The 22,405-nt window shown below is 30.6% G+C and carries 23 protein-coding genes and 15 tRNA genes; 34 read left to right on the forward strand and 4 right to left on the reverse strand.

Annotation, left to right across the window (positions count from 1 at the left end):
* The first annotated feature begins 149 nt into the window (after positions 1–149).
* The 17 genes from HMPREF3045_RS02925 to HMPREF3045_RS03005 all read left to right on the forward strand — a co-directional run bounded on the left by HMPREF3045_RS02925 (position 150) and on the right by HMPREF3045_RS03005 (position 5,131).
* A tRNA-Val gene (locus tag HMPREF3045_RS02925) sits at positions 150–225 on the forward strand.
* A gap of 32 nt (positions 226–257) precedes the next feature.
* Positions 258–334 (forward strand) — tRNA-Asp (locus HMPREF3045_RS02930).
* Between the two features lie 26 nt (positions 335–360).
* Positions 361–436: transfer RNA gene (locus tag HMPREF3045_RS02935), tRNA-Thr, on the forward strand.
* A 72-nt stretch (positions 437–508) separates the two neighbouring features.
* Positions 509–594, forward strand: a tRNA-Tyr gene (locus HMPREF3045_RS02940).
* Between the two features lie 4 nt (positions 595–598).
* Positions 599–672 (forward strand) — tRNA-Gly (locus HMPREF3045_RS02945).
* Positions 673–676: 4 nt separating this feature from the next.
* Positions 677–753 (forward strand) — tRNA-Arg (locus tag HMPREF3045_RS02950).
* 3 nt (positions 754–756) lie between these two features.
* A tRNA-Gln gene (locus HMPREF3045_RS02955) sits at positions 757–832 on the forward strand.
* Positions 833–836: 4 nt separating this feature from the next.
* Positions 837–912 (forward strand) — tRNA-Lys (locus tag HMPREF3045_RS02960).
* 88 nt (positions 913–1,000) lie between these two features.
* Positions 1,001–1,076: transfer RNA gene (locus HMPREF3045_RS02965), tRNA-Lys, on the forward strand.
* Between the two features lie 6 nt (positions 1,077–1,082).
* Positions 1,083–1,173: transfer RNA gene (locus HMPREF3045_RS02970), tRNA-Ser, on the forward strand.
* A 30-nt stretch (positions 1,174–1,203) separates the two neighbouring features.
* Positions 1,204–1,297: transfer RNA gene (locus HMPREF3045_RS02975), tRNA-Ser, on the forward strand.
* Positions 1,298–1,300: 3 nt separating this feature from the next.
* Positions 1,301–1,376 (forward strand) — tRNA-Phe (locus HMPREF3045_RS02980).
* Positions 1,377–1,464: 88 nt separating this feature from the next.
* Positions 1,465–1,540: transfer RNA gene (locus HMPREF3045_RS02985), tRNA-Trp, on the forward strand.
* 16 nt (positions 1,541–1,556) lie between these two features.
* Positions 1,557–1,633: transfer RNA gene (locus HMPREF3045_RS02990), tRNA-Ile, on the forward strand.
* 65 nt (positions 1,634–1,698) lie between these two features.
* Positions 1,699–1,775: transfer RNA gene (locus HMPREF3045_RS02995), tRNA-Ile, on the forward strand.
* 525 nt (positions 1,776–2,300) lie between these two features.
* Entirely contained in the window at positions 2,301–3,668 is a 1,368-nt protein-coding gene (gene trkA, locus HMPREF3045_RS03000) for a Trk system potassium transporter TrkA (protein WP_019118301.1), read from the forward strand.
* Between the two features lie 2 nt (positions 3,669–3,670).
* A complete protein-coding gene (locus HMPREF3045_RS03005) occupies positions 3,671–5,131 on the forward strand; it encodes a TrkH family potassium uptake protein (protein WP_070737014.1) in 1,461 nt (486 codons plus the stop codon).
* A 52-nt stretch (positions 5,132–5,183) separates the two neighbouring features.
* Here the strand turns inward: HMPREF3045_RS03005 and HMPREF3045_RS03010 are convergent, their stop codons facing one another.
* Complete coding sequence (locus HMPREF3045_RS03010; RefSeq protein WP_070737015.1) at positions 5,184–5,867, reverse strand: DUF554 domain-containing protein; 684 nt, start codon at positions 5,865–5,867, stop codon at positions 5,184–5,186.
* Positions 5,868–6,144: 277 nt separating this feature from the next.
* Between HMPREF3045_RS03010 and thiD the strand changes: the two genes are divergently transcribed.
* Positions 6,145–6,954: a bifunctional hydroxymethylpyrimidine kinase/phosphomethylpyrimidine kinase gene (gene thiD / locus HMPREF3045_RS03015; RefSeq protein WP_070737016.1), complete on the forward strand. Its 810-nt coding sequence runs from the start codon at positions 6,145–6,147 to the stop codon at positions 6,952–6,954.
* A 94-nt stretch (positions 6,955–7,048) separates the two neighbouring features.
* On the opposite strand, the gene HMPREF3045_RS03020 is transcribed toward thiD, so the two are convergent.
* Positions 7,049–7,933: a helix-turn-helix domain-containing protein gene (locus HMPREF3045_RS03020; RefSeq protein WP_257244369.1), complete on the reverse strand. Its 885-nt coding sequence runs from the start codon at positions 7,931–7,933 to the stop codon at positions 7,049–7,051.
* 91 nt (positions 7,934–8,024) lie between these two features.
* Between HMPREF3045_RS03020 and HMPREF3045_RS03025 the strand changes: the two genes are divergently transcribed.
* From HMPREF3045_RS03025 to HMPREF3045_RS03070, 11 genes are all read left to right on the forward strand, one after another.
* On the forward strand, positions 8,025–8,489 hold the full coding sequence (locus HMPREF3045_RS03025) for a DUF6568 family protein (protein ID WP_070737018.1): 465 nt from the start codon (positions 8,025–8,027) through the stop codon (positions 8,487–8,489).
* Between the two features lie 218 nt (positions 8,490–8,707).
* On the forward strand, positions 8,708–9,148 hold the full coding sequence (gene rplM / locus HMPREF3045_RS03030) for a 50S ribosomal protein L13 (RefSeq protein ID WP_004837978.1): 441 nt from the start codon (positions 8,708–8,710) through the stop codon (positions 9,146–9,148).
* Between the two features lie 11 nt (positions 9,149–9,159).
* Positions 9,160–9,552, forward strand: coding sequence for a 30S ribosomal protein S9 (gene rpsI / locus HMPREF3045_RS03035; protein ID WP_004837979.1), 393 nt, complete (start codon positions 9,160–9,162; stop codon positions 9,550–9,552).
* A 178-nt stretch (positions 9,553–9,730) separates the two neighbouring features.
* The gene (locus tag HMPREF3045_RS03040) at positions 9,731–10,288 is read left to right on the forward strand and encodes a chromate transporter (RefSeq protein WP_070737019.1); all 558 of its coding nucleotides are present in this window, start codon (positions 9,731–9,733) and stop codon (positions 10,286–10,288) included.
* Positions 10,282–10,836: a chromate transporter gene (locus HMPREF3045_RS03045; RefSeq protein ID WP_070737020.1), complete on the forward strand. Its 555-nt coding sequence runs from the start codon at positions 10,282–10,284 to the stop codon at positions 10,834–10,836. Before HMPREF3045_RS03040 ends, HMPREF3045_RS03045 begins: the two co-directional genes overlap by 7 nt.
* Before the next feature lie 6 nt (positions 10,837–10,842).
* Positions 10,843–11,472 (forward strand): epoxyqueuosine reductase QueH, encoded by a 630-nt coding sequence (locus tag HMPREF3045_RS03050; protein WP_070606613.1) that lies wholly within the window; start codon positions 10,843–10,845, stop codon positions 11,470–11,472.
* A 49-nt stretch (positions 11,473–11,521) separates the two neighbouring features.
* Positions 11,522–11,815, forward strand: a complete 294-nt coding sequence (locus tag HMPREF3045_RS03055) for a UDP-N-acetylmuramoyl-tripeptide--D-alanyl-D-alanine ligase (protein ID WP_070737021.1) — start codon at positions 11,522–11,524, stop codon at positions 11,813–11,815.
* Positions 11,815–12,300 (forward strand): ferritin, encoded by a 486-nt coding sequence (locus HMPREF3045_RS03060; protein WP_070737022.1) that lies wholly within the window; start codon positions 11,815–11,817, stop codon positions 12,298–12,300. Before HMPREF3045_RS03055 ends, HMPREF3045_RS03060 begins: the two co-directional genes overlap by 1 nt.
* 49 nt (positions 12,301–12,349) lie before the next feature.
* Positions 12,350–13,051 carry an aldose epimerase family protein gene (locus HMPREF3045_RS03065; RefSeq protein WP_070737023.1) on the forward strand — a complete coding sequence of 234 codons (702 nt, stop codon included), beginning with the start codon at positions 12,350–12,352 and terminating at the stop codon, positions 13,049–13,051.
* A gap of 162 nt (positions 13,052–13,213) precedes the next feature.
* Entirely contained in the window at positions 13,214–13,387 is a 174-nt protein-coding gene (locus HMPREF3045_RS09290; RefSeq protein ID WP_180363000.1) for a hypothetical protein, read from the forward strand.
* Positions 13,388–13,397: 10 nt separating this feature from the next.
* Positions 13,398–13,631 carry a hypothetical protein gene (locus HMPREF3045_RS03070; protein WP_070737024.1) on the forward strand — a complete coding sequence of 78 codons (234 nt, stop codon included), beginning with the start codon at positions 13,398–13,400 and terminating at the stop codon, positions 13,629–13,631.
* Between the two features lie 46 nt (positions 13,632–13,677).
* On the opposite strand, the gene HMPREF3045_RS03075 is transcribed toward HMPREF3045_RS03070, so the two are convergent.
* Together HMPREF3045_RS03075 and HMPREF3045_RS03080 are read right to left on the reverse strand one after the other, a co-directional pair.
* On the reverse strand, positions 13,678–14,496 hold the full coding sequence (locus HMPREF3045_RS03075; protein ID WP_070737025.1) for a Cof-type HAD-IIB family hydrolase: 819 nt from the start codon (positions 14,494–14,496) through the stop codon (positions 13,678–13,680).
* A gap of 94 nt (positions 14,497–14,590) precedes the next feature.
* Positions 14,591–14,821: a glutaredoxin family protein gene (locus HMPREF3045_RS03080; RefSeq protein WP_019118290.1), complete on the reverse strand. Its 231-nt coding sequence runs from the start codon at positions 14,819–14,821 to the stop codon at positions 14,591–14,593.
* Between the two features lie 81 nt (positions 14,822–14,902).
* Here HMPREF3045_RS03080 and srtB point away from each other — a divergent pair, with 81 nt between their 5' ends.
* The 5 genes from srtB to HMPREF3045_RS03105 form a co-directional block, all read left to right on the forward strand.
* Positions 14,903–15,673 carry a class B sortase gene (gene srtB / locus HMPREF3045_RS03085; RefSeq protein ID WP_070606603.1) on the forward strand — a complete coding sequence of 257 codons (771 nt, stop codon included), beginning with the start codon at positions 14,903–14,905 and terminating at the stop codon, positions 15,671–15,673.
* An 8-nt stretch (positions 15,674–15,681) separates the two neighbouring features.
* Positions 15,682–16,587 (forward strand): DNA-3-methyladenine glycosylase family protein, encoded by a 906-nt coding sequence (locus tag HMPREF3045_RS03090; protein ID WP_070737026.1) that lies wholly within the window; start codon positions 15,682–15,684, stop codon positions 16,585–16,587.
* 83 nt (positions 16,588–16,670) lie between these two features.
* A complete protein-coding gene (locus HMPREF3045_RS03095) occupies positions 16,671–16,952 on the forward strand; it encodes a co-chaperone GroES (RefSeq protein WP_004816894.1) in 282 nt (93 codons plus the stop codon).
* A 9-nt stretch (positions 16,953–16,961) separates the two neighbouring features.
* Complete coding sequence (gene groL, locus HMPREF3045_RS03100; RefSeq protein ID WP_070737027.1) at positions 16,962–18,578, forward strand: chaperonin GroEL; 1,617 nt, start codon at positions 16,962–16,964, stop codon at positions 18,576–18,578.
* Between the two features lie 454 nt (positions 18,579–19,032).
* A partial coding sequence (locus tag HMPREF3045_RS03105; RefSeq protein WP_070737028.1) for an InlB B-repeat-containing protein occupies positions 19,033–22,405 on the forward strand: 3,373 nt, incomplete at its 3' end.

Consider the following 22,405-nt stretch of genomic DNA (forward strand, 5'->3'; position numbering starts at 1 on the left):
GAGATTTATCCTTCGTTTTAGAGGGAAACCACCGTGTTACGGCGGTATTGTTCTTCAGATTCGCCCAAGGGCTCATCTTGAAGATTTAAAATCTTTCAGATTTTAAACCCTACATGGGACAGGATTCAAATCCTGGTAGGGTACCAAATGGAAGTATAGCTCAGTTGGGAGAGCATCTGCCTTACAAGCAGGGGGTCACAGGTTCGAGCCCTGTTACTTCCACCATAATATTTTTAATATTAGGCTGTTTTAATTATGGCTTAGTAGTTCAGCTGGTTAGAATGCCGCCCTGTCACGGCGGAGGTCGTGGGTTCGAGTCCCATCTAAGTCGCCATTTGGATTTCAATAGAGATCCAATGTGCTGATGTAGCTCAATTGGTAGAGCAATTGATTTGTAATCAATAGGTTGTAGGTTCAAGTCCTATCATCAGCTCCAATTTTATTGTGATATAAAATTGAATAAATATATAGTTTATGCTATAATGTGTTACTATGAAATACAAATTTTGGGGAAGTTCCAGAGTTGGCCAAATGGGACGGACTGTAAATCCGTTAGCTTAGCTTTCAGTGGTTCGAATCCGCTCTTCCCCACCAATTTGCGGGTGTAGCTCAGTGGTAGAGCCCCAGCCTTCCAAGCTGGTTGCGAGGGTCCGATTCCCTTCACCCGCTCCAATATGCGCCTGTAGCTCAGCTGGATAGAGCAACGGACTTCTAATCCGTGTGTCAGAGGTTCGACTCCTCTCAGGCGCGCCATGTTGGGATATAGCCAAGTCGGTAAGGCACCAGACTTTGACTCTGGTATGCGTAGGTTCGAGTCCTGCTATCCCAGCCAATTTGATCCATTAGCTCAGTCGGTAGAGCACTTGACTTTTAATCAAGGTGTCCGGAGTTCGAATCTCCGATGGGTCACCATTATTATTTTTTAAATATTATTTAGTGGTTATACTGGCAAGCTAAATAGGCAAGAAAGGCAAATTTTTAGCCACTGTATTTCTAGATTGATCCATTAGCTCAGTCGGTAGAGCACTTGACTTTTAATCAAGGTGTCCGGAGTTCGAATCTCCGATGGGTCACCACAATATGGAGAGGTACCGAAGCGGTCATAACGGGGCGGTCTTGAAAACCGTTAGAGTCTTACGGCTCACAAGGGTTCGAATCCCTTCCTCTCCGCCAAATAAAAAATCAATTTATATATTGATTTTTGGAGAAGTACTCAAGTGGCTGAAGAGGCTCCCCTGCTAAGGGAGTAGATCCTTTCAAAAGGGATGCGAGGGTTCAAATCCCTCCTTCTCCGCCATATGCCCAGATAGCTCAGTCGGTAGAGCAGGGGACTGAAAATCCCCGTGTCGGTGGTTCGATTCCGCCTCTGGGCACCAAAATAGCCCGTCTAATTTATGAAAATTATTTTGTTTTCATATATAGGACATTATCATTTATTTTATTTTTTAGGATATTTGATTTAATAGGGGTTTAGTTCAGTTGGTAGAACGTCGGTCTCCAAAACCGGATGTCACGGGTTCAAGTCCTGTAACCCCTGCCATTTAAATTTTATATATGGACCTGTAGCTCAGCAGGTTAGAGCGCACGCCTGATAAGCGTGAGGTCGGTAGTTCGAGTCTACTCAGGTCCACCAAAAACAAACCTAATTATGAATTTATTTCATAAAATTTTTTTATTAAAAATTATAGGGTTTTGTTTGGGCCTCTAGCTCAGTCGGTTAGAGCGCCCGGCTCATAACCGGTAGGTCCAGGGTTCGAGTCCCTGGAGGCCCACCAGATTTAACACCAATCTTTTGATTGGTGTTTTTCTTTATGAAAAAATATATTTTTGAATTTGGATTGTAATTTTTATGAGTCTATAATAAATCGTGTTGGTAAGAGTTGATGATATTTTTCTGATGTGATTTTATTAAGAACATTTTTATCTATAATTATGTCTTTGGTATTTTTTAATTTTTATTGGCTATATGATCTTAAATATTTTCTATTTATATATGTATTTTAAAATGTTTAGCTGATAGGTTAAGGATTTTATATTTTAATATTTATAGATTTTGAAAATTTATTTGTTTACGTGTAAAGATAAATCTAAATGAATTGATTTTTGATTTCGAAAGTTTTTATTTTTTAGTTTAAGCATCTGTTATTTTAATTTTCTTGTATTCTAATGTTATAATATTTTTTATTTTTTAATTTTTAATTATATATTTTTTGATTTTCCATAACTTTGACAATTTTACTTTGTTTTTTTTTCTAGTTATTATACAATGTTATTAGGTATTTCTACCTTTAGGAGGATTTATGAATGTTATTATTGTAGGTGCTGGTAAGGTTGGTTCTTATCTTACTAGCAAGCTCTCTGATGAGGGGCACAATATTTTAGTTATAGAGAAAAACAAGGATGTTTTGGAAAGATTGTTGGCTTCTAATGATGTCATGGGGATTTTGGGCGATGGTCGTGATCTTGCTGTTCTTGATGAGGCTAATGTGGATGAGTGCGATGCTTTTATTGCAATGACTTTTAATGATGATGTTAATTTGATTTCGTCTATGATTGCTAAGAAAAAGGGTGCTAAATCCACTATCGTTAGGCTTCGTGATCCTAGATATATTAAATATGATGAATTTATGAGAAAAACCATGGGTGTTGATAGGCTTGTAAATCCTGAGTATTATGCTGCTAAGGAAATTCAAAGGACTTTGAAATATACTTATGCTGTTAATGTGGAAAATTTCTTGGATTCTAAGGTTATTTTGATTGAACTTGAAATTGATGAAAATTCTAAACTTGCTAATAAGTCTTTGATGGATCTTAATGCTGAGGGACTTTTGGGAAATACGATTATTGTTATTGGGGAGAAAGATGATCAGGTTGTTATTCCTAATGGTAATCATATTCTTGAAGTTGGCGAAAAAATTTATGTTGCAGGTCCTAGGGAAGATATTGATAAATTTTATAAAAGACAGGTTGATAATAAGAAGTCTATCAAAAATGTTTTGATTATTGGTGGGGGTTCTATTGCTCTTAATCTTTCTGAGCTTTTGCTTAAAAGAAATTTTAATGTTACTGTTTTGGAAATTGATAAGGAAAGGGCGATTGATTTTTCTGAAAGACTTCCTGAATGTGAAGTAATCAATGCTGATGGATCTGATCCCGAAATTCTTGATGAGGTAAGAATTGAAAATTATGATGCTGTGGTTGCTCTTACTGGAATTGATGAGGAAAATATTTTGATTTCTCTTCTTGCTAAAAAAAGAGGAATTGACAAAATTATTGCTAAGGTAAATAGGACTCAACTTCTTAAAATTACAGGTATTCTTGATGTTGATACGACTGTTACTCCAAAAAAATCTGCTTCATTTTTTGTTTCAAGGCTTTTGAGATCTAAGGAAAATTCTAGGGGAGAATCTATTTCTAATTTGTTTAGATTGTCTGATGACAGGGTTGAGGCAATTGATTTTACTGTAATTGAAAATTCTAGGGTTACTGGAAAGAAATTGAAAGATTTAAATGTAAAGGCCAATACTTTGATTGTTGGTATATCAAGACAAAATTTGGGTGGCAAAATCGAAGTTGCAAACGGAGAAAGTACAATTGAACTTGGCGATAGGGTTATGGTTGTAACTAAAAATAAAGATTTTAAAGAAATTGACGATATATTGGAGTAGGCATGAATTTAAAAATTGTAAAATATTCACTTGGAAAACTTTTAATAGTTCTTGCTGGGCTTTTGATTTTACCATTGATTGTAGCTTTTATTTATGGGGAAAGCCTTCAGGATAAAATAAATTTTGTAATTCCTATTGTTGTTTCTTTAATTTTGGGATTTGTTTTGAGCAAAAGAGGAGATAATAAATCCCATCTTTATACAAAAGAGGCAATGTTTATTACTGCATCAACTTGGATTTTGTTTTCTTTGATAGGAGCTATTCCTTTGTTTTTGACAAAATCTAATTATAATGGCTACATAGATGCTTTTTTTGAAATGGTATCGGGTTTTACAACTTCTGGTGCATCAGTTGCTATTAATGTGGAACTTTTGCCACATTCTATAATTTTTTGGAGGTCTTTGTCCCACTTTGTTGGTGGTATGGGAATTTTGGTATTTACCTTGGCGATTTTGCCAAATTCAAACAAGGAATCATCTCTTTTGATGCAAAGCGAAGTCCCTGGACCAACTTTTGGTAAAATTACACCAAAACTTTCTGATACGGCTAGAAATTTGTATGGAATGTATATAGTTTTGACAATAATTACAGTAATACTTCTTCTTTTTGGGGGAATGAATTTATTTGAATCAATAATTCACGCTTTTGGAGCTGCGGGAACTGGTGGATTTTCTAATAAAGGAATTTCAATAGGAGCTTATAATTCTAGATATATAGAAATGGTACTTGCAATTATGATGGCAGTTTTTGGAGTGAACTTTAATATTTATTTTTATGCTGTGACAAAAAATGTAAGAGAAGCAGTAAAAAGTGAAGAACTAAAATGGTATATAGCAATTATTTTGATAGCATCAGGACTTATTTTTGCAAATATAGTTACTATTTATAAAGAGGTCTTTTATTCATTTGTAAATTCTATTTTTACCGTATCTTCAATAATTACAACAACAGGATATGTTTCAGCAGATTTTGGAACTTGGCCCTTATTTTCTAAATCTGTAATAATAATGCTTATGTTTATTGGCGGATGTGCAGGTTCAACTGCGGGAGGACTCAAGGTTTCAAGATTTGTAATTCTTGTAAAAGGTGGAATTAATCAAATAAAAGAGTCTATGAATCCAAAAAAAATAACAATAAACAGGATGGATAGAAAAAAAGTAGATGCCCAAACAGAAATGTCAGTTTTAAAATATTTGGTAATATATATAATGATCTTTATTGTTTTGTTTATGATAGTATCATTAGATATGGATGATTTTGAAACAGCTTTTGCAGCAGTTTCAACAACTTTCAATAACGTAGGACCAGGGCTTGGAGCATTTGGACCAATAACGACCTTTGCCGAAATGACAAATTTATCAAAATTTGTTCTAACCATAGCCATGCTTTTGGGAAGATTAGAAATATTCCCAATGCTTTTGCTTTTGTATCCATCAACCTATAGAAAATTGAGAAATAAATAAAAAAAGAATCCTATTTTGTGTAAGTGCAAAATAGGATTTTTAATTTAATCAATCAAAATAAAGTTGTAATTAGTCCGTAAATAATAGGAATCAAAATAGCAGGAATAGAATTTACTATTTTAATATCAACCAAATCCAACATTGAAAGCCCAATGGCAATTATGCTAAGACCACCAACGCCAGAAATATTATCAAGAATTTCCTTGGTTAAAATTGGAGAAATAAGACCTGATAAAATTACTATTAGCCCTTGGTAAACTAGGATAGGAATTGCACCAAAAGCAACGCCAAGTCCCAGACTTTGTGCCATAAAAAATACAGTAACACCATCAATCATCGACTTTATCAAAAGAATTTCATTATTAGAATTTACAGCAGCTTCAATTGAGCCGATAATTCCCATACTACCAACACACAAAATCAAAGTTGCATTGATAAAAGCCTTTGGAAAAGTAGATCTTTTATTTTCAGAAAAAAGTCTGCCCAAAAAATAAGCAAAACTATTTAATTTATCGTCCAATTTTAAATAATTTCCAATAATTAAACCGATAACTATAGAAATAATTACAACTAAACTATCTCCTTTTCTTGCAGAATTCATCCCAGTAACCATTATTAAAATTGCAAGAAATTTCATCATATCATTTTTTAATCTATCAGAAAAATGATTTCCAGATTTTGCTCCCAAAAAACCTAAAATCAAAACAGAAATAGCGTTAATAAAAACTCCAAACATAAAAAACCTTCTTTACATATTATTCTGTTAAATTATATCAAAGCTCTGAAATAATTGCAAAAAAGCCATAAAAGGGCTAAAGAAAATTGACAAAATTACGCCTTTGGCCTATGATAAGAAAAGAAAAATCTATAAAAAAATTTATTGATATAAAAATTTTTTTATTTTTATATAGAAAAATAATCAGATAAAAACGATTTATCATTTAGGTTTCTACGATTATTTAAAAAATAAAATATGAAATAATATTCGTTTTTGACAAAAGAAAGGAAAAATTATGAAAATAGGATTGACCATAGCAGGAAGTGACTCATCAGGTGGAGCTGGAATACAAGCTGACATAAAAACTATGACAGTAAACGGAGTATATGCAGAAAGTGCAATCACTGCCTTAACTGCTCAAAATACCACGGGAGTTTTGTCGGTTTTAGACTCATCTCCTCAATTTTTAAAAGACCAGCTTGATATGATATTTGATGATATTTACCCAGATAGCGTAAAAATTGGAATGGTTTCAAATTCTGATTTGATTTTAGTTATAGCAGAAAAATTAAAAGAAAAAAAAGCGAAAAATATTGTAATAGACCCAGTGATGGTTGCAACAAGCGGGGCAAAATTGTTGAAAGATGAAGCGATAAATGTTTTGAAAAATGAACTTTTGCCATTGGCAGATCTTATAACACCAAATATTCCCGAAGGCGAAATTTTATCGGGGATAAAAATAAATGATGAAAAAGATATGCAAAAAGCAGGAAAAATTATCTCTGAAAAATACAATTGCGCTTGCCTATTAAAAGGTGGACACAAAATAAATGATGCAAATGATTATTTATATGAGAATAAAAAAGGTGTTTGGTTTAAAGGAAAAAGAATAGAAAATGAAAATACCCACGGAACAGGTTGTACCCTGTCATCAGCCATTGCAGCTAACCTTGCAAAAGGTTATGATATGGAAAATTCAATAAAAATGGCAAAAGAATTTTTATCAAACGCTCTTTTGGATATGCTAGATTTGGGCAAAGGTTCAGGTCCAATGAACCATGCTTTTGATATAAAAGATTCTTACAAAAAATTATGTGAAAAGTAAAAGTGGATTTGATTTTGTATTTTTGTTAAAAAGTTTTACCTTTTTTATTGGCAAATTAAAATTAAAGAATAAAAAAGGCAAAACTTATTTTTTATCAAGTATTATATTTTTCATAATAGCTCTTGGCTTGTTCAAATTTATTTATTAAATTATAATTTTTAGCAAGGCTTGCTATTAAAATTGCCTTGTCATAGTCTTCTTTATAATCCATATTTTTGAGTCTTTTGTACAAAGCTCTAGTGAAATATAAAATAGGATTAGGAATTTTATTTCTAATTAAAAAATAAGAAATAGCATCATTTATTATTTCTGGACATTTATCATAATCTTCTACAATAATATAAGCGCTGGCTAAATTTATACTGATAATAGGATATAATGATGAATCTTTGTTGGTATTATCATATACAAAATTAAGCAAATCAAGATATTTTTTGTTGTCAATATTTGCATAAGTCATGCCTATATCCATTAAAATTCTTAATTCAAATATAGAAAAAGATTGTATTTTGAAGTTATCATATTTATTAGTAAAAGAATTTAAAGCTTTTATTAGAATCTCTCTTTCTTCTGATTTTGATAAGTCTTCATTCATTGATTTAAGAAATAAAATAACTTGCTTACATGAAGTTTTGATAAATTCAATATCAGTAAAATCTTTGAGATAAATAATTATTTTTTCTTCATCATCAAAAGGCAATTTATTTTCTACCTTATCAATTATTTTTTCAAAAGTTTCATTGAAAATTAAGTAATCTTTTAGACTAGAATTCAAATAGTCTTTTATAAAATCGTGATTTAAGATATATGATATTTTATAGAGAGTAGAAAAAGAAGGCTCATTAATACCATTTTCTATACGACTTATAGTTTTTCTGTCTATATTAGCTTCAATGGATAAATCTAGTTGACTAATTTTTCTATTTTTTCTAACTTCTTTGATTTTTTTAGCTAATATTGTTAAGTCATAATTCTTCAAAATATTTTCCTCCAAATGTACCATATATGCCGTTGTTTTGATTTTATTATAGATAATATAATTAAGTTAATCAAATACGAAGGAGGAAAAAATGAAAAAAAGGAACTTGATTATTATTTTATCTTTAATAGTATTTATACTTATAGGGATTTTTAGTCAAAAAGCAAAAGAAAGAGCTGAAAAAGAAAGAGAAATAAAAAATTATGAGTCTAGTATTTCAAAATATGAAGAGATAACAGACTTACAATTCTTAAATAATGATAAAACTCTAGAAGGTTTTGTATTTATAGGAAGAAAAACCTCATCATCATGTCGATTGTTTGTAAAAGTCATAAATGAAATTACTTTTGAAAAAGAAACAAATATAAAATATTTTGATACAGATAAATATAGGAACTCAAAATATTATGATGAAATATTAGAAAAATATCAAATAGATCAAGTGCCTTATATGGTATTGGTAAAAGAAGATGGTAGTTTTGAAACTTTTGACAAAAAAAATATTGATAAAGGCGAATTATTTAAAGATTGGTTAATAAAAAATAAGGAAAAATAAAATTAAAAAAATTCCAATTTAAAAAGGCGAAAAAATAGACAAAAAGCTTGACAAAAACACGATTTCGGTGTATTATAATTTGGTATGAAAAAAGTTCCAAATACTTTTGACATAATCGCAGATCCTGAGGGCGATTCATAAATGTCAGGACGAGTAAAGCCGCCACCTATCCGAGCGGTTTCTAAATTGATAGGCAAAAATATTTAAGGAGGAACTTGATGAAAAATCAAAAGACATATGTACCAACAAAGTCAACAATTGAACCAAAATGGTATGTAGTTGATGCAACTGATATGGTTTTAGGTAGACTTGCAAGCCAAGTTGCAGCAATTATTAGAGGAAAACACAAACCAACATTTACTCCAAACATGGACACAGGTGACTATGTAATAGTAGTAAATGCTGAAAAAGTCGTTCTTACTGGAAACAAAGAATACCAAAAAGAATACAAAAGATATTCTGGATATGCAGGTGGATTAAAAACTACAACTTACCAAGATATGATGGACAAACATCCAGAAAGAATTGTAGAACACGCTGTAGTAGGTATGCTTCCACACAACAAATTAGGTAGACAAATGGCCAAAAAACTTAGGGTTTATGTAGGTGAAAATCACAATCACGAAGCTCAAAACCCAGAAGTTTTGGACTTAAAGTAAGGAGGACTTAGATGGCAGATATTATATATCAAGCTACAGGTAGAAGAAAAACTTCAGTAGCAAGAGTTACAATGAAACCAGGTAGCGGAGAATTAAAAGTTAATGGAAGAGATCTTGATGATTATTTTTCATATGATACATTAAAAATCATAGCAAAAGCACCATTAAAATTAACAGAAAATGAATCAACTTATGACATTAAAGTTAATGTACAAGGTGGAGGATTTAATGGACAAGCTGGAGCAATAAGACACGCTATAGCAAGAGCTTTACTAGAAGTAAATCCTGATTATAGACAAGCTCTAAAAAGAGCAGGTTTTCTTACAAGAGACCCAAGGAAAAAAGAAAGATACAAATACGGTCAAAAGAAAGCAAGAAAATCTTCACAATTCTCAAAAAGATAAGAAGAATTTTACAAACAAGGAATTTTTATTCCTTGTTTTTTTGTGGGAAAAATTATAAGATTTTTTTCATCAAATAAATTTATTTGTTTTAGCTTGAGATAAATTCTAAATTTTTTTATTTTCAAAAATTTTTACTACAAAAAATCTATAGTAAAATGTAAGGAGAAAGGACTTTAGTATGGATTTTAAAAAGTTGTTTAAATTATTTTTGCACACACTTTATTTGTCTGCCTTTACTTTTGGTGGTGGCTATGTAATTTTATCTTTGATGGAATCTACTTTTGTAAAAAAATTGGGATGGATTAATAAGGAAGAGATGCTTGATATGACGGCTATTGCTCAATCTGCTCCAGGGGCTGTGGCTATTAACGCATCAATTTCTGTTGGTTATAAATTATTTGGTTTTGTTGGGGCCTTGGTTGCAACTTTGGGGACTCTTATTCCGCCTCTTGTAATTATTTCTGTAATTTCTTATTTTTATAATGCTTTTATTTCTAATAAATATATTGCTTTGATTTTAAAAGGAATGCAGGCAGGAGTTGGGGCTTTGATTATTAATGTTGTTATTGATATGACAAAAGATGTAATTATTGGCAAGGGATTTTTGATTTATGGAATATTTTTTATTTCTTTTGTCTTGAATGTTTTCTTTGATGTAAATATTATTTATATTATCACTGGACTTATCTTATTTGGTATTATTTACTCTTTTGTTGAAAGGAAAAAAATATGCTAATTAAATTATTTATAAGTTTTTTTAAGGTGGGACTTTTTTCTTTTGGAGGTGGCTATGCTGCTCTTCCTCTTATTCAAGAAGAGGTTGTGAATTTAAATTCTTGGCTTAGTATAAGTGAATTTAATAATTTAATTACAATCAGTCAAATGACTCCAGGCCCAATTGCTATTAATTCTGCATCTTTTGTTGGTACAAGGGTTTATGGTTTAAGTGGGGCGATTGTTGCAAGCCTTGGTTGCGTGACTCCTTCTTTTATAATTGTAGGAACTATTTCTTATTTTTATAATAAGTATAGAAATCTTGATTCGATGCAAAGTGTTTTGGGGTTTTTGAGACCTGCTGTTGTGTCTATGATTTTGGCGGCTGGAATTGATATATTAAAAACTGCTTTTTTTGATGTAAATAAAATTTCTTTTGAAAATCTTGATAGTAGTATGGTTATTTTGTTTTTTTTGATGCTTTTGGCTATTAGAAAGACAAAAATCGACCCTATAATTTTGATGCTTGGTTCTGGTTTTATATATCTTTGTATAAATTTGATTTTGTGAGGTTTTATGGGAAAAATTAATTATAATTTGAAAATGGAAGAGATAATTAAAAGTATAAAAAAAGAGGGTAAAAGACCAAGACTTTTACTTCAAGTTTGCTGTGCTCCGTGTTCTTCAAGTGTTTTAACACGTTTGAGAGAATATTTTGATATAGATATTTACTATTATAATCCAAATATTTATCCGGTAAATGAGCTTAACAAAAGAGTTGAAACTGTAAAAGAGCTTGTGGATGAAATGAATCTTGATTCAAAGGTTATTTTCCCAGAAAATAATCCAGAAGATTTTTATAAATTTGTGGAAAATCGAAAAAATGATCACGAAGGCGGAGATTCTTGTTATAAGTGTTACCAATTAAGGCTTGAAAAATCTGCCAAGTATGCCAAAGAAAATTCTTATGATTATTTTACGACAACTCTTTCGATTTCTCCTTACAAAAATTCAACTTGGCTTAATGAAATTGGAGAAAAATTAGAGGAAAAATATGGGATAAAATATTTGTATTCAGACTTTAAGAAGAAAAATGGCTATAAGGATTCGATAGACCTTTCAAAAAAATATAATTTATATAGGCAAGATTATTGTGGTTGTGTATTTTCATTTAAAGAAATGCAGGAGAAAAAACACGAAAAATAAATGTTATTTTTATCTTACTTTGGGTAATTTTATATAAGGAGAGATAATTATGGCTGATGTATTACTGATAAAAAATTTAAATGAAGACCAATTAAATAGTAAAAGTCTAATACCTGTAACATTTCAAATAAATATAAGCGATAAAGACAAGCTTGTAAATATTTTTAATGTTTTGAAAGATAAAAAATTAGTCGAAAATAAAAAACTAGGGATAAAAAAATCTTCAATTACCTTAGAATTATTCTCTTCAAATATAACAGAAGTAATAAAAGAATTGATAAAAAATGATTTTATGATATATGGGGTATATATATTGTATGATAATTATTTAGGAGGAAAATAATGAGTGAAAAATTACTAGATATGATTAATGAACAAATGAATTTTGAATTACAATCAGCTTATGAATACAAAGCAATGCAAATATATGCTGATGATGAAGAATTCGAAGGATTTGCACATTGGTATGGTCATCAAGTTAGGGAAGAAATTGAACATGCAGAAAAAATGACCAAATTCTTACAAGAAGTAGGATACAAACCAGTTTATACAACACTAGAAGCACCAAATACAGAATTTAAAGATCTTCTAGACGTTGCAAAACAAGCTTTAGCACACGAAAAAGAAGTTACAAAAAGAATTCATGAAATAGCAAAAGCTGCAAGAGAAGAAGGAGACGAAAGAGTAATTTCATTTATCAGATGGTATGTAGATGAACAAATCGAAGAAGAAGATACCTTCAACAAATTAATCACAAGACTAGAAAGAATAAATGGAAATTACGGTGGCCTTTACCTACTAGATGGCCAACTTGCACACAGAGGATAAAAAATAAGGCCAAGTTTAAGCTTGGTCTTTTTTTGTAAGAAAAAATAATATGAAAATAAATTTAAAAGAAAAAAATATGGAGCTTACAGTAAATACCTATGGGGCCTACATAGAAAAATTTACAAAAGAAAAAAAGCCTATATTTTTCCCAAAACTTCTTATAAAAATCAAAAATGAATTAAAAACAAGAGGAGGTATGCATCCATGCCTTCCAAATTTTGGAAAAAGTGAAATAAAAAAATTAGACCAACATGGATTTGGAAGAATTTCATTTTGGGATATAGAAGAAAAAACAGAAAATTCAGTAAAATTAAAATTAGAAGGCAAGGGAGAATACGAAAAATCCATCTATTATATAAAATACAAATTAATAGATACATCACTATTGGTAGAATTAGAAATAATTAATAATTCAAAGGAAAAATTACCGATAGCTCCCGGCTTTCATCCGTATTTTTACGTAGACAAAAATTTTAAAATAAAAAATCTAGACTTAGAAAAAATAGATTTAGAAAAAACATATTTTTTAAAAGAAAAAAAAGCAAGCATAGAAAGCAAATACTACAATATAGATATAGAAAATAATAATTTCCAAGAATTTGCAATATGGACAGATTTTCACGGAGATTATTTGTGCCTAGAACCATGCTTAAACGGTCCAAGTTTTACAAAAAAAATAAACAATCCCTATATCCTAAAAGCAAAAGAAAAATTCAAAGAAAATTTTACAATAACAATAAAAGAAAAATAGCCAGCTAGGCTATTTTTTTATTTTTGAAAAAATGGACAAAATAAAGATTTATAACAAAAATAAATATAAATCAATAAAATCTAATTAAAAAATTAAATAAATTAAAATAAAACTTGAAAAATATAAAAAGCAAGTATAATAAAAATAAGATAGGAGGAAATTATGAACCAACAAGCAGAAAAAGTACTAAGAGTTTTTGTATTAGCCATAATAGCAACAATTATATTAAAACTTTTGGGAGTAGCAATAAATATAATCGTATCCGTAGTAATACCCTTACTTGTTATATATTTCCTATACAAAGTTTTGATAAAAAAAGAAGACATATTTAGATAAAGGTAAAAAAATGAAAGATAAAAATCAAATTATAAAAATAATCCTAGGAATTTTAGGCATAATTCTAGGATTTAAAATTTTAAAATTAATATTTTCAATAATATTTGCCCTACTAATACCAGTTTTTATAGGAGGAGGACTAATCCTTATCCCAATCTTACTTTTAATAATTCCTTTAGGAATATTATCAGCAATAGGATACGCTATCTACAAATTTTTCCTAAAAGAAAAGTCTGTGTGGTAAAAAATACCCCAAAATCAAAAAAAGATTTTGGGGTATTTTTTTAAATTTATATTTCATTTAAAACAAATTTTTCTATCGCCTCGCCTACTGCGCCTTGGTTGTTTGTTGCTTTTGTTGTGTATTTTGATATGTCTTTTAATAAAAGATGGGCGTTTTGGACTGCTGCGGAATAGCCTGCTTCTTCTAACATTTCTTTGTCGTTGTAATTATCTCCTATTGTTAGGACGTTTTCCATTCCTATTCCATAGTGAGCGCACAATTTTTCTAGAGCTTTTGCCTTGTTTACATTTTTTCTGTTTATTTCCATGAAGGTATCTGATGAGTAGGATATTGAAATATCCCAATTACATATTCTTGCTATATCTTCTTCTAGGCTCATTAAATAGTTTAGGTTGGAATTTTTTATTATTACTTTTACTATTATTTCTTTATCTAGATTTTTAATATCTTTTGCTTTTTGGACAAATTTGTAGATATTTTTGTCATAATTTCCCTCTATCTCGTTTCCGTTTGCAAAAACATAGCAGTGTTTATCGGTATAAATTTCAAAGTGTACTCCTACTTCGTTGCAATAATCTGAAATTTCAACTGCTTTTTTGTAGTCTATTGGGGATGCTTCTACAACTTTTTTTGTTACATTGTCCATTATTATCCCACCATTACAAAGAATTGAAAATCTATCTTCTTTTACATTATCGATTTGCTCTAGTATATCAAATAGTTGGTAGGGTCCACGACCTGTTGCTGTTGTAATTATTATTCCCATTTCCTGGGCTTTTTTTATAGCGTCTATATTTCTTTTGTGAATGGTCTTATCGTCTGATAAGAGGGTTTCGTCGCAATCTGTTGCTATTAATTTTATCATAAACTCTCCTTTCTAACTTTATACCCAAAGTCTTTTTTTATTTTGTAAATTTTAAATATAAAAAAACGTGCATTAAAAACACACGCTTAAAAATTTATTTATTTTTTAAAAATTCTATTATATCATTTGATTCGTACATGTATTCTCCGTCATGGAAAAGACATGGTACTTGTCTTTTGCCGCCTTTTTCGATTAATTCTTTCATAGCTTCTCTATCTTCATTTATATTTACTATTTGAATTTCTATATTATTTTCTTCCATAAAATTTTCTACTTTCCTACAGTGAGGACAAGCTGTTCCTACAAACAATTTATATTCTGACATATATTCTCCTTAAAATAAATTTCAAAATTTTTCCAATTTATATTATTATACTAATAGAAAGGAAGTTTTAAAGGTGAAAAAATGAAAGATAAGATTTTAAAATTTATAAGGCTTATTCTTGTTATAGTTATAATTGTATGTTTATTCCTTCTTGGTAGAAGGGGATATGACTATTATAAAAATTATAAGAATAACAAACATATATCAGATATAGTAAAAAATGTTGAGAAAGATCAAAGTGAAAATGGCTCAAATGATAATTTAAATGATTTTGAAAAATTAGAAAAGAAATATATGGCTATTTTGAAAAAATTGCAAAAAGAAAATTCGGATATTGTAGCTTTTTTGGAAATTCCTGGAACTTATATTTCTTATCCAATCTTCCAAGCCAAAGATAATAATTTTTATTTGAGAAAAGGAATTGACAAAAATTATGATATAGCTGGTTCTATTTTTATGGATTACATGAATGATCCTAAAATCAATGATGACAATAGTGTAATATATGGACATCATTTGGATGATATAAAATCTATGTTTACAGGTCTTGATGGCTACAGAAAAAATGATTTTGCTCAAAGCCACAGGACAATATATATTACAACAAATGAAGGTTTAAGAGAATATCAAGTTTTTGCAGCTTATGGTATTCCGTCAAATTATGATTATAGGACTTTAGATTTTGAGGACAAAGAAGAAAAATTGAAATATTTTGACAAGTTAAAATCAAATTCTGAAAATGAACTTGAAACCCGTGATTTTAAGGAAGATGATACCATAATTACCCTTTCAACTTGTCAATATGATTACAAAGACCAAAGACTTGCAGTTCACGCTCTAAGAATAAAGTAAGGAAAAAAATGAATAGATATATAGAAGAAAATAAAAATAAATTAAACATAAAAGAAGAAAAGGGTCAATTGATTTTTTATCATGAATCTTTTGACCCAAAAGATATTTTTACCTGCGGCCAATGTTTTAATTTTTTTGAGGAAGAAGATGGATCATTTACTGCAGTTTTTTTGGGAAAAATTATAAATCTCAAAAAAGAAGGGGAAAAAATAATTATAGACAATGTAAGTGAAGAAGAATTTTATGATATTTTCTACGATTATTTTGACCTTGGTGTAAATTATGAAGATATAAAAGAAAAAATTTCTCTAGATGATACCCTAAAAGAGGCTACAGAATATGGGGCGGGAATTAGAATATTAAATCAAGAATTTTTTGAAACCCTAATTTCTTTTATAATTTCAGCCAACAACCAAATCCCAAGAATTAAAAAAGCTGTGAGAATAATTTCTGAAATGTATGGGGATTATATTGGAGAATATAAAGGAAGAAAATATTATTCTTTCCCAAGTCCTGAACAACTATCCAAAGCAAGGCCAGAAGATTTAAGAGAGAAGGCAAGGGTTGGTTTTCGTGATAAAAGAATAGTTGAAACGGCAAATATAATCAATGATGGATTTTTTGACTTTGAAAAAGATATAAAAATGCCTACAGAAGATTTAAGGAAAAAACTCCAAGAACTTCCTGGAGTTGGACCAAAAGTTGCCGATTGTATAATGCTTTTTGCCTTTCACAAAAGAGAAACTTTCCCGGTTGATGTTTGGATAAAAAGAGTTATGGAATTTTTATTTATAAAAGAAGAAGTTCCAAAAAAACAAATTTCTGCCTACGCTGATAAATATTTTGGAGAAAATGCAGGTTATGTCCAACAATATTTGTTCTATTATGGCAGAGAAAATTCAATCGGCAAATAAAACTTGCATTATTTTAAATTACTTGTATATTTAAATTAGAGCTTAGCAGTCAAAGACAAAGAGTGCTAAAAGGAGGAAATAAAATGAACTTAAAACCAATCGGTGAAAGAGTAGTTATAAAAAAATTAGAAGCAGAAAAGAAAACCCAATCTGGCATAGTTTTACCAGAATCTGCACAAGAAAAACCACAATACGCAGAAGTTGTTGCAATTAGCAATGATATTTTAAATGACCAAGACAAAAAAGATTCCTTAAAAGAAGGAGATAAGGTAATTTATTCTCAATATGCAGGAACTGATGTAAAAATTGACGGCGAAAATTACGTAGTTTTAGCATACAAAGACGTATTAGCAGTAGTAGAATAGGAGAAAATTATGGCAAAAGATATAAATTATGGAAAAAGCGCAAGAGATGGTCTTGAAAGAGGAATTGATAAATTAGCAAATGCTGTAAAAGTTACTCTTGGACCAAAAGGAAGAAATGTAGTTTTAGATAAATCATACGGAGCACCAACAATCACAAACGATGGTGTAACAATTGCCCAAGAAATCGAACTTGAAGATAGGTTTGAAAATATGGGAGCTCAACTTGTAAAAGAAGTTGCAACAAAAACAAATGATGTGGCAGGAGATGGAACAACAACAGCAACAGTTCTTGCTCAAGCGATTATAAAAGAAGGACTTAAAAACTTAGCTGCAGGAGCAAATCCAGTAGTTTTAAATAAGGGACTTAAAAAAGCAAGTAGTGAAGTTGTATCTTACATCAAAGAATCTTCAAAAGAAGTAGAAGATAAAAAAGCAATCGAACAAGTAGGAACAATCTCATCAGCAGATCCAGAAATAGGTAAATTTATTGCAGATGCTATGGAAAAAGTAGGAAATGATGGGGTAATCACAGTAGAAGAATCCAAAACAACCGACACCTACCTTGACGTAGTAGAAGGAATGCAATTTGACAAGGGATATTTATCCCCATATATGGCAACCGACAACGAAAAAATGGTAGCAGATCTTGACGATCCATATATACTTGTAACAGACAAAAAAATCTCAAGTATCCAAGAAATCCTACCACTTCTTGAAGAAATTGTTCAATCATCAAAACCACTTTTAATAATTGCAGATGATGTAGACGGAGAAGCTTTAACAACACTTGTTCTAAACAAATTAAGAGGAACCTTCAACGTAGTTGCAGTAAAAGCACCAGGCTATGGAGATAGAAGAAAAGAAATGCTAGAAGATATAGCAATTCTTACAGGCTCAAAAGTAATTTCAGAAGACCTATCAATGGAATTAAAAGAAGCTACAATAGAAGATCTTGGATCAGCTAAAAAAGTTAAAGTTGACAAAGACCACACAGTAATTGTAGAAGGAAAAGGCGACAAAGAAGCCCTAGCTGAAAGAGTAGAAAAAATCAAAGGTCAAATCGAAGCAAGTGACTCAGAATACGACAAAGAAAAATACCAAGAAAGAGTAGCAAAACTTGCAGGCGGAGTTGCAGTAATAAACGTAGGAGCTGCAACGGAAACAGAAATGCAAGATAAAAAATACAGAATCGAAGATGCCCTTTCAGCAACCAGAGCTGCAGTTGAAGAAGGAATAGTTGCAGGTGGTGGAACAGTTCTAATAGAAGCAATAAAAAAAGTAGAAGCTTTAGAAGAAAAATTAGAAAACGATGAAAAAACAGGAGCAAAAATAATAGAAAAAGCTCTAGAAGCACCACTAAGACAAATCGTAGAAAATGCTGGAATGGACGGATCAGTTGTACTTGAAAATGTAAAAAAATCAGACAAAAACAACGGCTACGATGCCTACGATGATGAATACGTAAATATGTTTGAAAAAGGAATCGTAGAACCAACAAAAGTAACAAGATCAGCCCTAGAAAATGCAGTAAGTATAGCAAGCATGATTTTAACAACAGAAGCAGCAGTGGCAGATATAAAAGAAGAAAAACCAGAAATGCCACCACAAATGCCAATGGGATATTAATATAAATATGCTCTTGCAAGACAATAGTATTGTTTTGCAAGAGTTTTTTTATTTTTAAAATTAAATTTATAATTTTTGAAGCATTAAAATAAAAATATTTTTTGAAATTTAAAGCTTATAATTTACAATAGATTTATATTTATTAACAATACTATAATAAGCAAAAAAATAATTTAATAAGATAATTATCTAGTATAAAAAAGTTTAAAAATATGGTATAATTTAGAAAATGAACAAAATATAATAATTTTTTACAAGCTAATAAAATTTTTAAAAATTTTTTGTAAAAAATATTCAAAAACAAGTATATTTATACGGGGGGGTAGCAATCAGTTCATTTAAAATTTGTTGGATTGTTGCACGTTAAATGTTTTTGAAAAACGTTTACAAAAACTAGCTGAAACACAAATTTGACTTGTATTTGTGATTTATGCTAATGAAAAAGAGGAGAATTATGAGAAGGGAGAATAAAAATCCAAGAAAGATTTTGTTTTCTGTATTAATTGCTATTGCTTTTGTAGTTTTAGCTGGTATTAAATTAGGTTATGCCAATATAATATCTCCAAAACAAGGAATCAATGAGTATCATTTCTATAATGACACAATAGGAAACAAAGATACAGCAAAAGAGATTCAAAAACAAATCATTCTTGATGGAAAATCAATTTCTGATCCAGGTCATGTCTTCAAAGATAAAAGCAATGTTTTGGAGAAATGGCAAGATGAAGAAGGTAATGATATTAAATTTGATACGCCAATAGAAGTTAAAGGTAACGACAAAAAAATAATTAATGTTTACCCAGTTTTCAAAAACCAAGTAGTAATAACCTACTATATAGTTGGCAGTACAAATGATAGAGTTTATATGACTGACACAATCAATGATGCTAGTTCTTATAAACTGCCAGTAGATCCTACAATTTATGATGCTAATAAATACTTCGTAAATTGGTCAGAAACTAAAGACGGAAAATCTGGTGTTTATGATGAGGAATCATTGAAAAAAGATATTGCAGCAGGAAAAACTGACATTAAACTTTATGCGATTACAGAGTTTAAACACAAGGCAACATTTATAACAGGAGACGGCGCAAGCTTCCAAGATCAAATACTTGCAGATGATGGTGGCAAGCTTGACAAAATGCCAGAAAAACCTACAAGAGCAGGCTATGAATTTAGCCATTGGTCTTTGACAGAAGATGGAGATCCTGTTGATCTTAATACTCTAGTGTTAGACAAAGACATTAATGTTTATGCTGTATGGAAACCAGTTGTAGTTGACTATAAATTTAAAGTTATGGTCCAAAATATAAATGATGATGGCTACACTTTCCATGAAATAATATCAGCAAGAGGACTTAATGGAGAAAAAACAAGCCTACCTTTTAAAGGAAGTGAAAATCCAGATCCTAAAGTTGCTCCATCTGGTCCAATAGTTGAAGATATTGCTAAGCTAACAGAAAAAGATGGTAGATTTAATGATAGCTACAACAGTAAAGACGAAAATGGAAAAATGGATCACACCTATTCTAATCCTCAAACCCTAGATTATTTAGGCTTCCATTTAAACGAAGAAAAAACAAAACAAGCTTTTGAAACAATAAAAGCTGATGGCAGTACAGTTGTGCCTGTCTATATGGATAGAAATGTTCATACTATATGGGTCTATAAAAATGCAAGTGGAACTAGTTATTATCAAGCTAATTGGGTTAATGCCACAGATAATAATGGAAATATTCACGTAGATTTGCGTTACGGTCAAAGTTCTGAAACATGGTTTGATAAGCTAAATAAAGATTATATTTATTATATGGATAAAAGCATAGGATCTTTCTATACTAGAGCACCAGCAATGGGTGATAAAGATATTTATATGTATAGAGTTTTAGCTAAGGGTACAAAATACCAACTTCGCTTTGTTGAATGGGATCCAAGCAAATTTAATGCACAGATAAACTCATCAAATCTTGCAACATTGCAATCTACTCTTGGTACCATGAAAGAAATTGGTAAAAGAGTAAGCTTCCAAAACTCAGAGTGGTACATGAATTGGAATGGATATAAATATAGAGTCTTTGAACCATACCAAGGCAATTATCAACAAATCACATATTCTTGGGTAGATAAAACTGACCATGTAGATGACATAAAAGGATTCCAACCTAAGAAAGGTGATATGTCAGCTGATGGTTTGCAATCAGTAAATGTAAATAACCCTGCATTTAGAGATTATATGTTTGCCGCAGGTAAAGGGTTAGGAGGTTATCAAAACTACACAGGAACACCATATATAGAAGATGGTTCTTATGTAGGTTTCCTATTCTACGAACGTAAAACTTATAATATAAATTATTACTCTGGTAGTACAAAATTAGCATCAAAACCATACAAATACGAGGCTGATACAAGCGATTTTGGACTTGGTTATGAAAAAGGAGTAACCACAAATCCTAAAAATCCTAATCAAGTATTTATGGGTTGGTATGAAGACTCAACATTTAGCGTAGAACACAAACATGAAGATGGAGCAAAAATGCCTGCTCATGACATCACAGTCTATGCAAAATGGGATTCTCGTCAATACGAAGTAACCTTCCACACCAACCAAGATGACTATAAAAAAGATATAGAAAAAATAACAGAAATTCCTGAAGATGACACTCTTTATGATGGAAAATATAAAGATGCCAAAGTTAGCGAAGAGAATTTCCCTCAACCAGTTAAGCCAAAAGACGCAACAGAATTTTTGGGTTGGTATGAGAAAAATAAAAATGGTAGATTTGTAAAAGCAAATCTTCACAAACCAATTAAAAATAATGATACTCACTTATATGCTAAGTGGAAATATGATTATTTAGAATTAAAATATGATTTGAACTTACCGGCTACTGACAAAGTTGAAGGAAAAGCTCCAACAGATTCAAACTCTTATATCAAAGATGCCAAAGCACAAGCAACAGATGTAGGAAATGTTAAAGTAAATGGTGGCAAAAAAGTTTTCGTAGGTTGGAGTGAAACAAAAGATGGTTCTAGCGGACTAATTCTACCAAGCGAAACTGTCCTAATGGATAAAAGTAAAACTTTATATGCTCAATGGAAAGAAATTCCAGATCTACCAACTACAAAAGTAACCTATGATGCAAACGGTGGAGTTGGCGACCAATATGTAGTTGAAGAAATCATTACAAATGATTCTCATAAAGTCTTAGGAAACGGCGAAGGCGAAAAAATTAATTACACCCGTGAAGGTTATGTATTTAAGGGATGGAATAGAGATAAAAACGCAACAAAAGCTGAATTCCAAAAAGATGATGAAGTTACTGTAACTAGTTTAGATGAAAGCACAAATAATTATATCTATGCTATCTGGGCTCCTATCATCAATTACACAACTGATGGTAATGGACAAGTTAAGGAAGGCGAAAACTTTGTAGATAATACAAAAGAAGAAGTCGAACTTAAATCAAATCCAAAAGGAACCGACACAAAAGCAAAAGAAGGATATAAATTTAGCCACTGGACAGCAGATAAAGAAATCACATTAAATGATGGAACAAAAATTGCTGCTGGAGAAAAAATTACTGAAGAACAATTAAAACAAGCAGTAATTACAGAACCACTTACATTTAAAGCTAATTTTGTAAAAGATGCACCTAACGAATTTAACGTAACACACGAATTTGTATCTGGAACAGAAGGCAAAGACCTTCCACAAGCCGTAAAAGATCTAACACCAAAAGATCAAACAGGCAAAGAAGATGGAAGTGTTGTTAAACCAACAGAACCAAAAGAAACAGAAGTAAAAGATACAGAAAACGATGGAACAT

Source organism: Anaerococcus sp. HMSC075B03, assembly GCF_001815585.1.
Taxonomy (GTDB): domain Bacteria; phylum Bacillota; class Clostridia; order Tissierellales; family Peptoniphilaceae; genus Anaerococcus; species Anaerococcus vaginalis.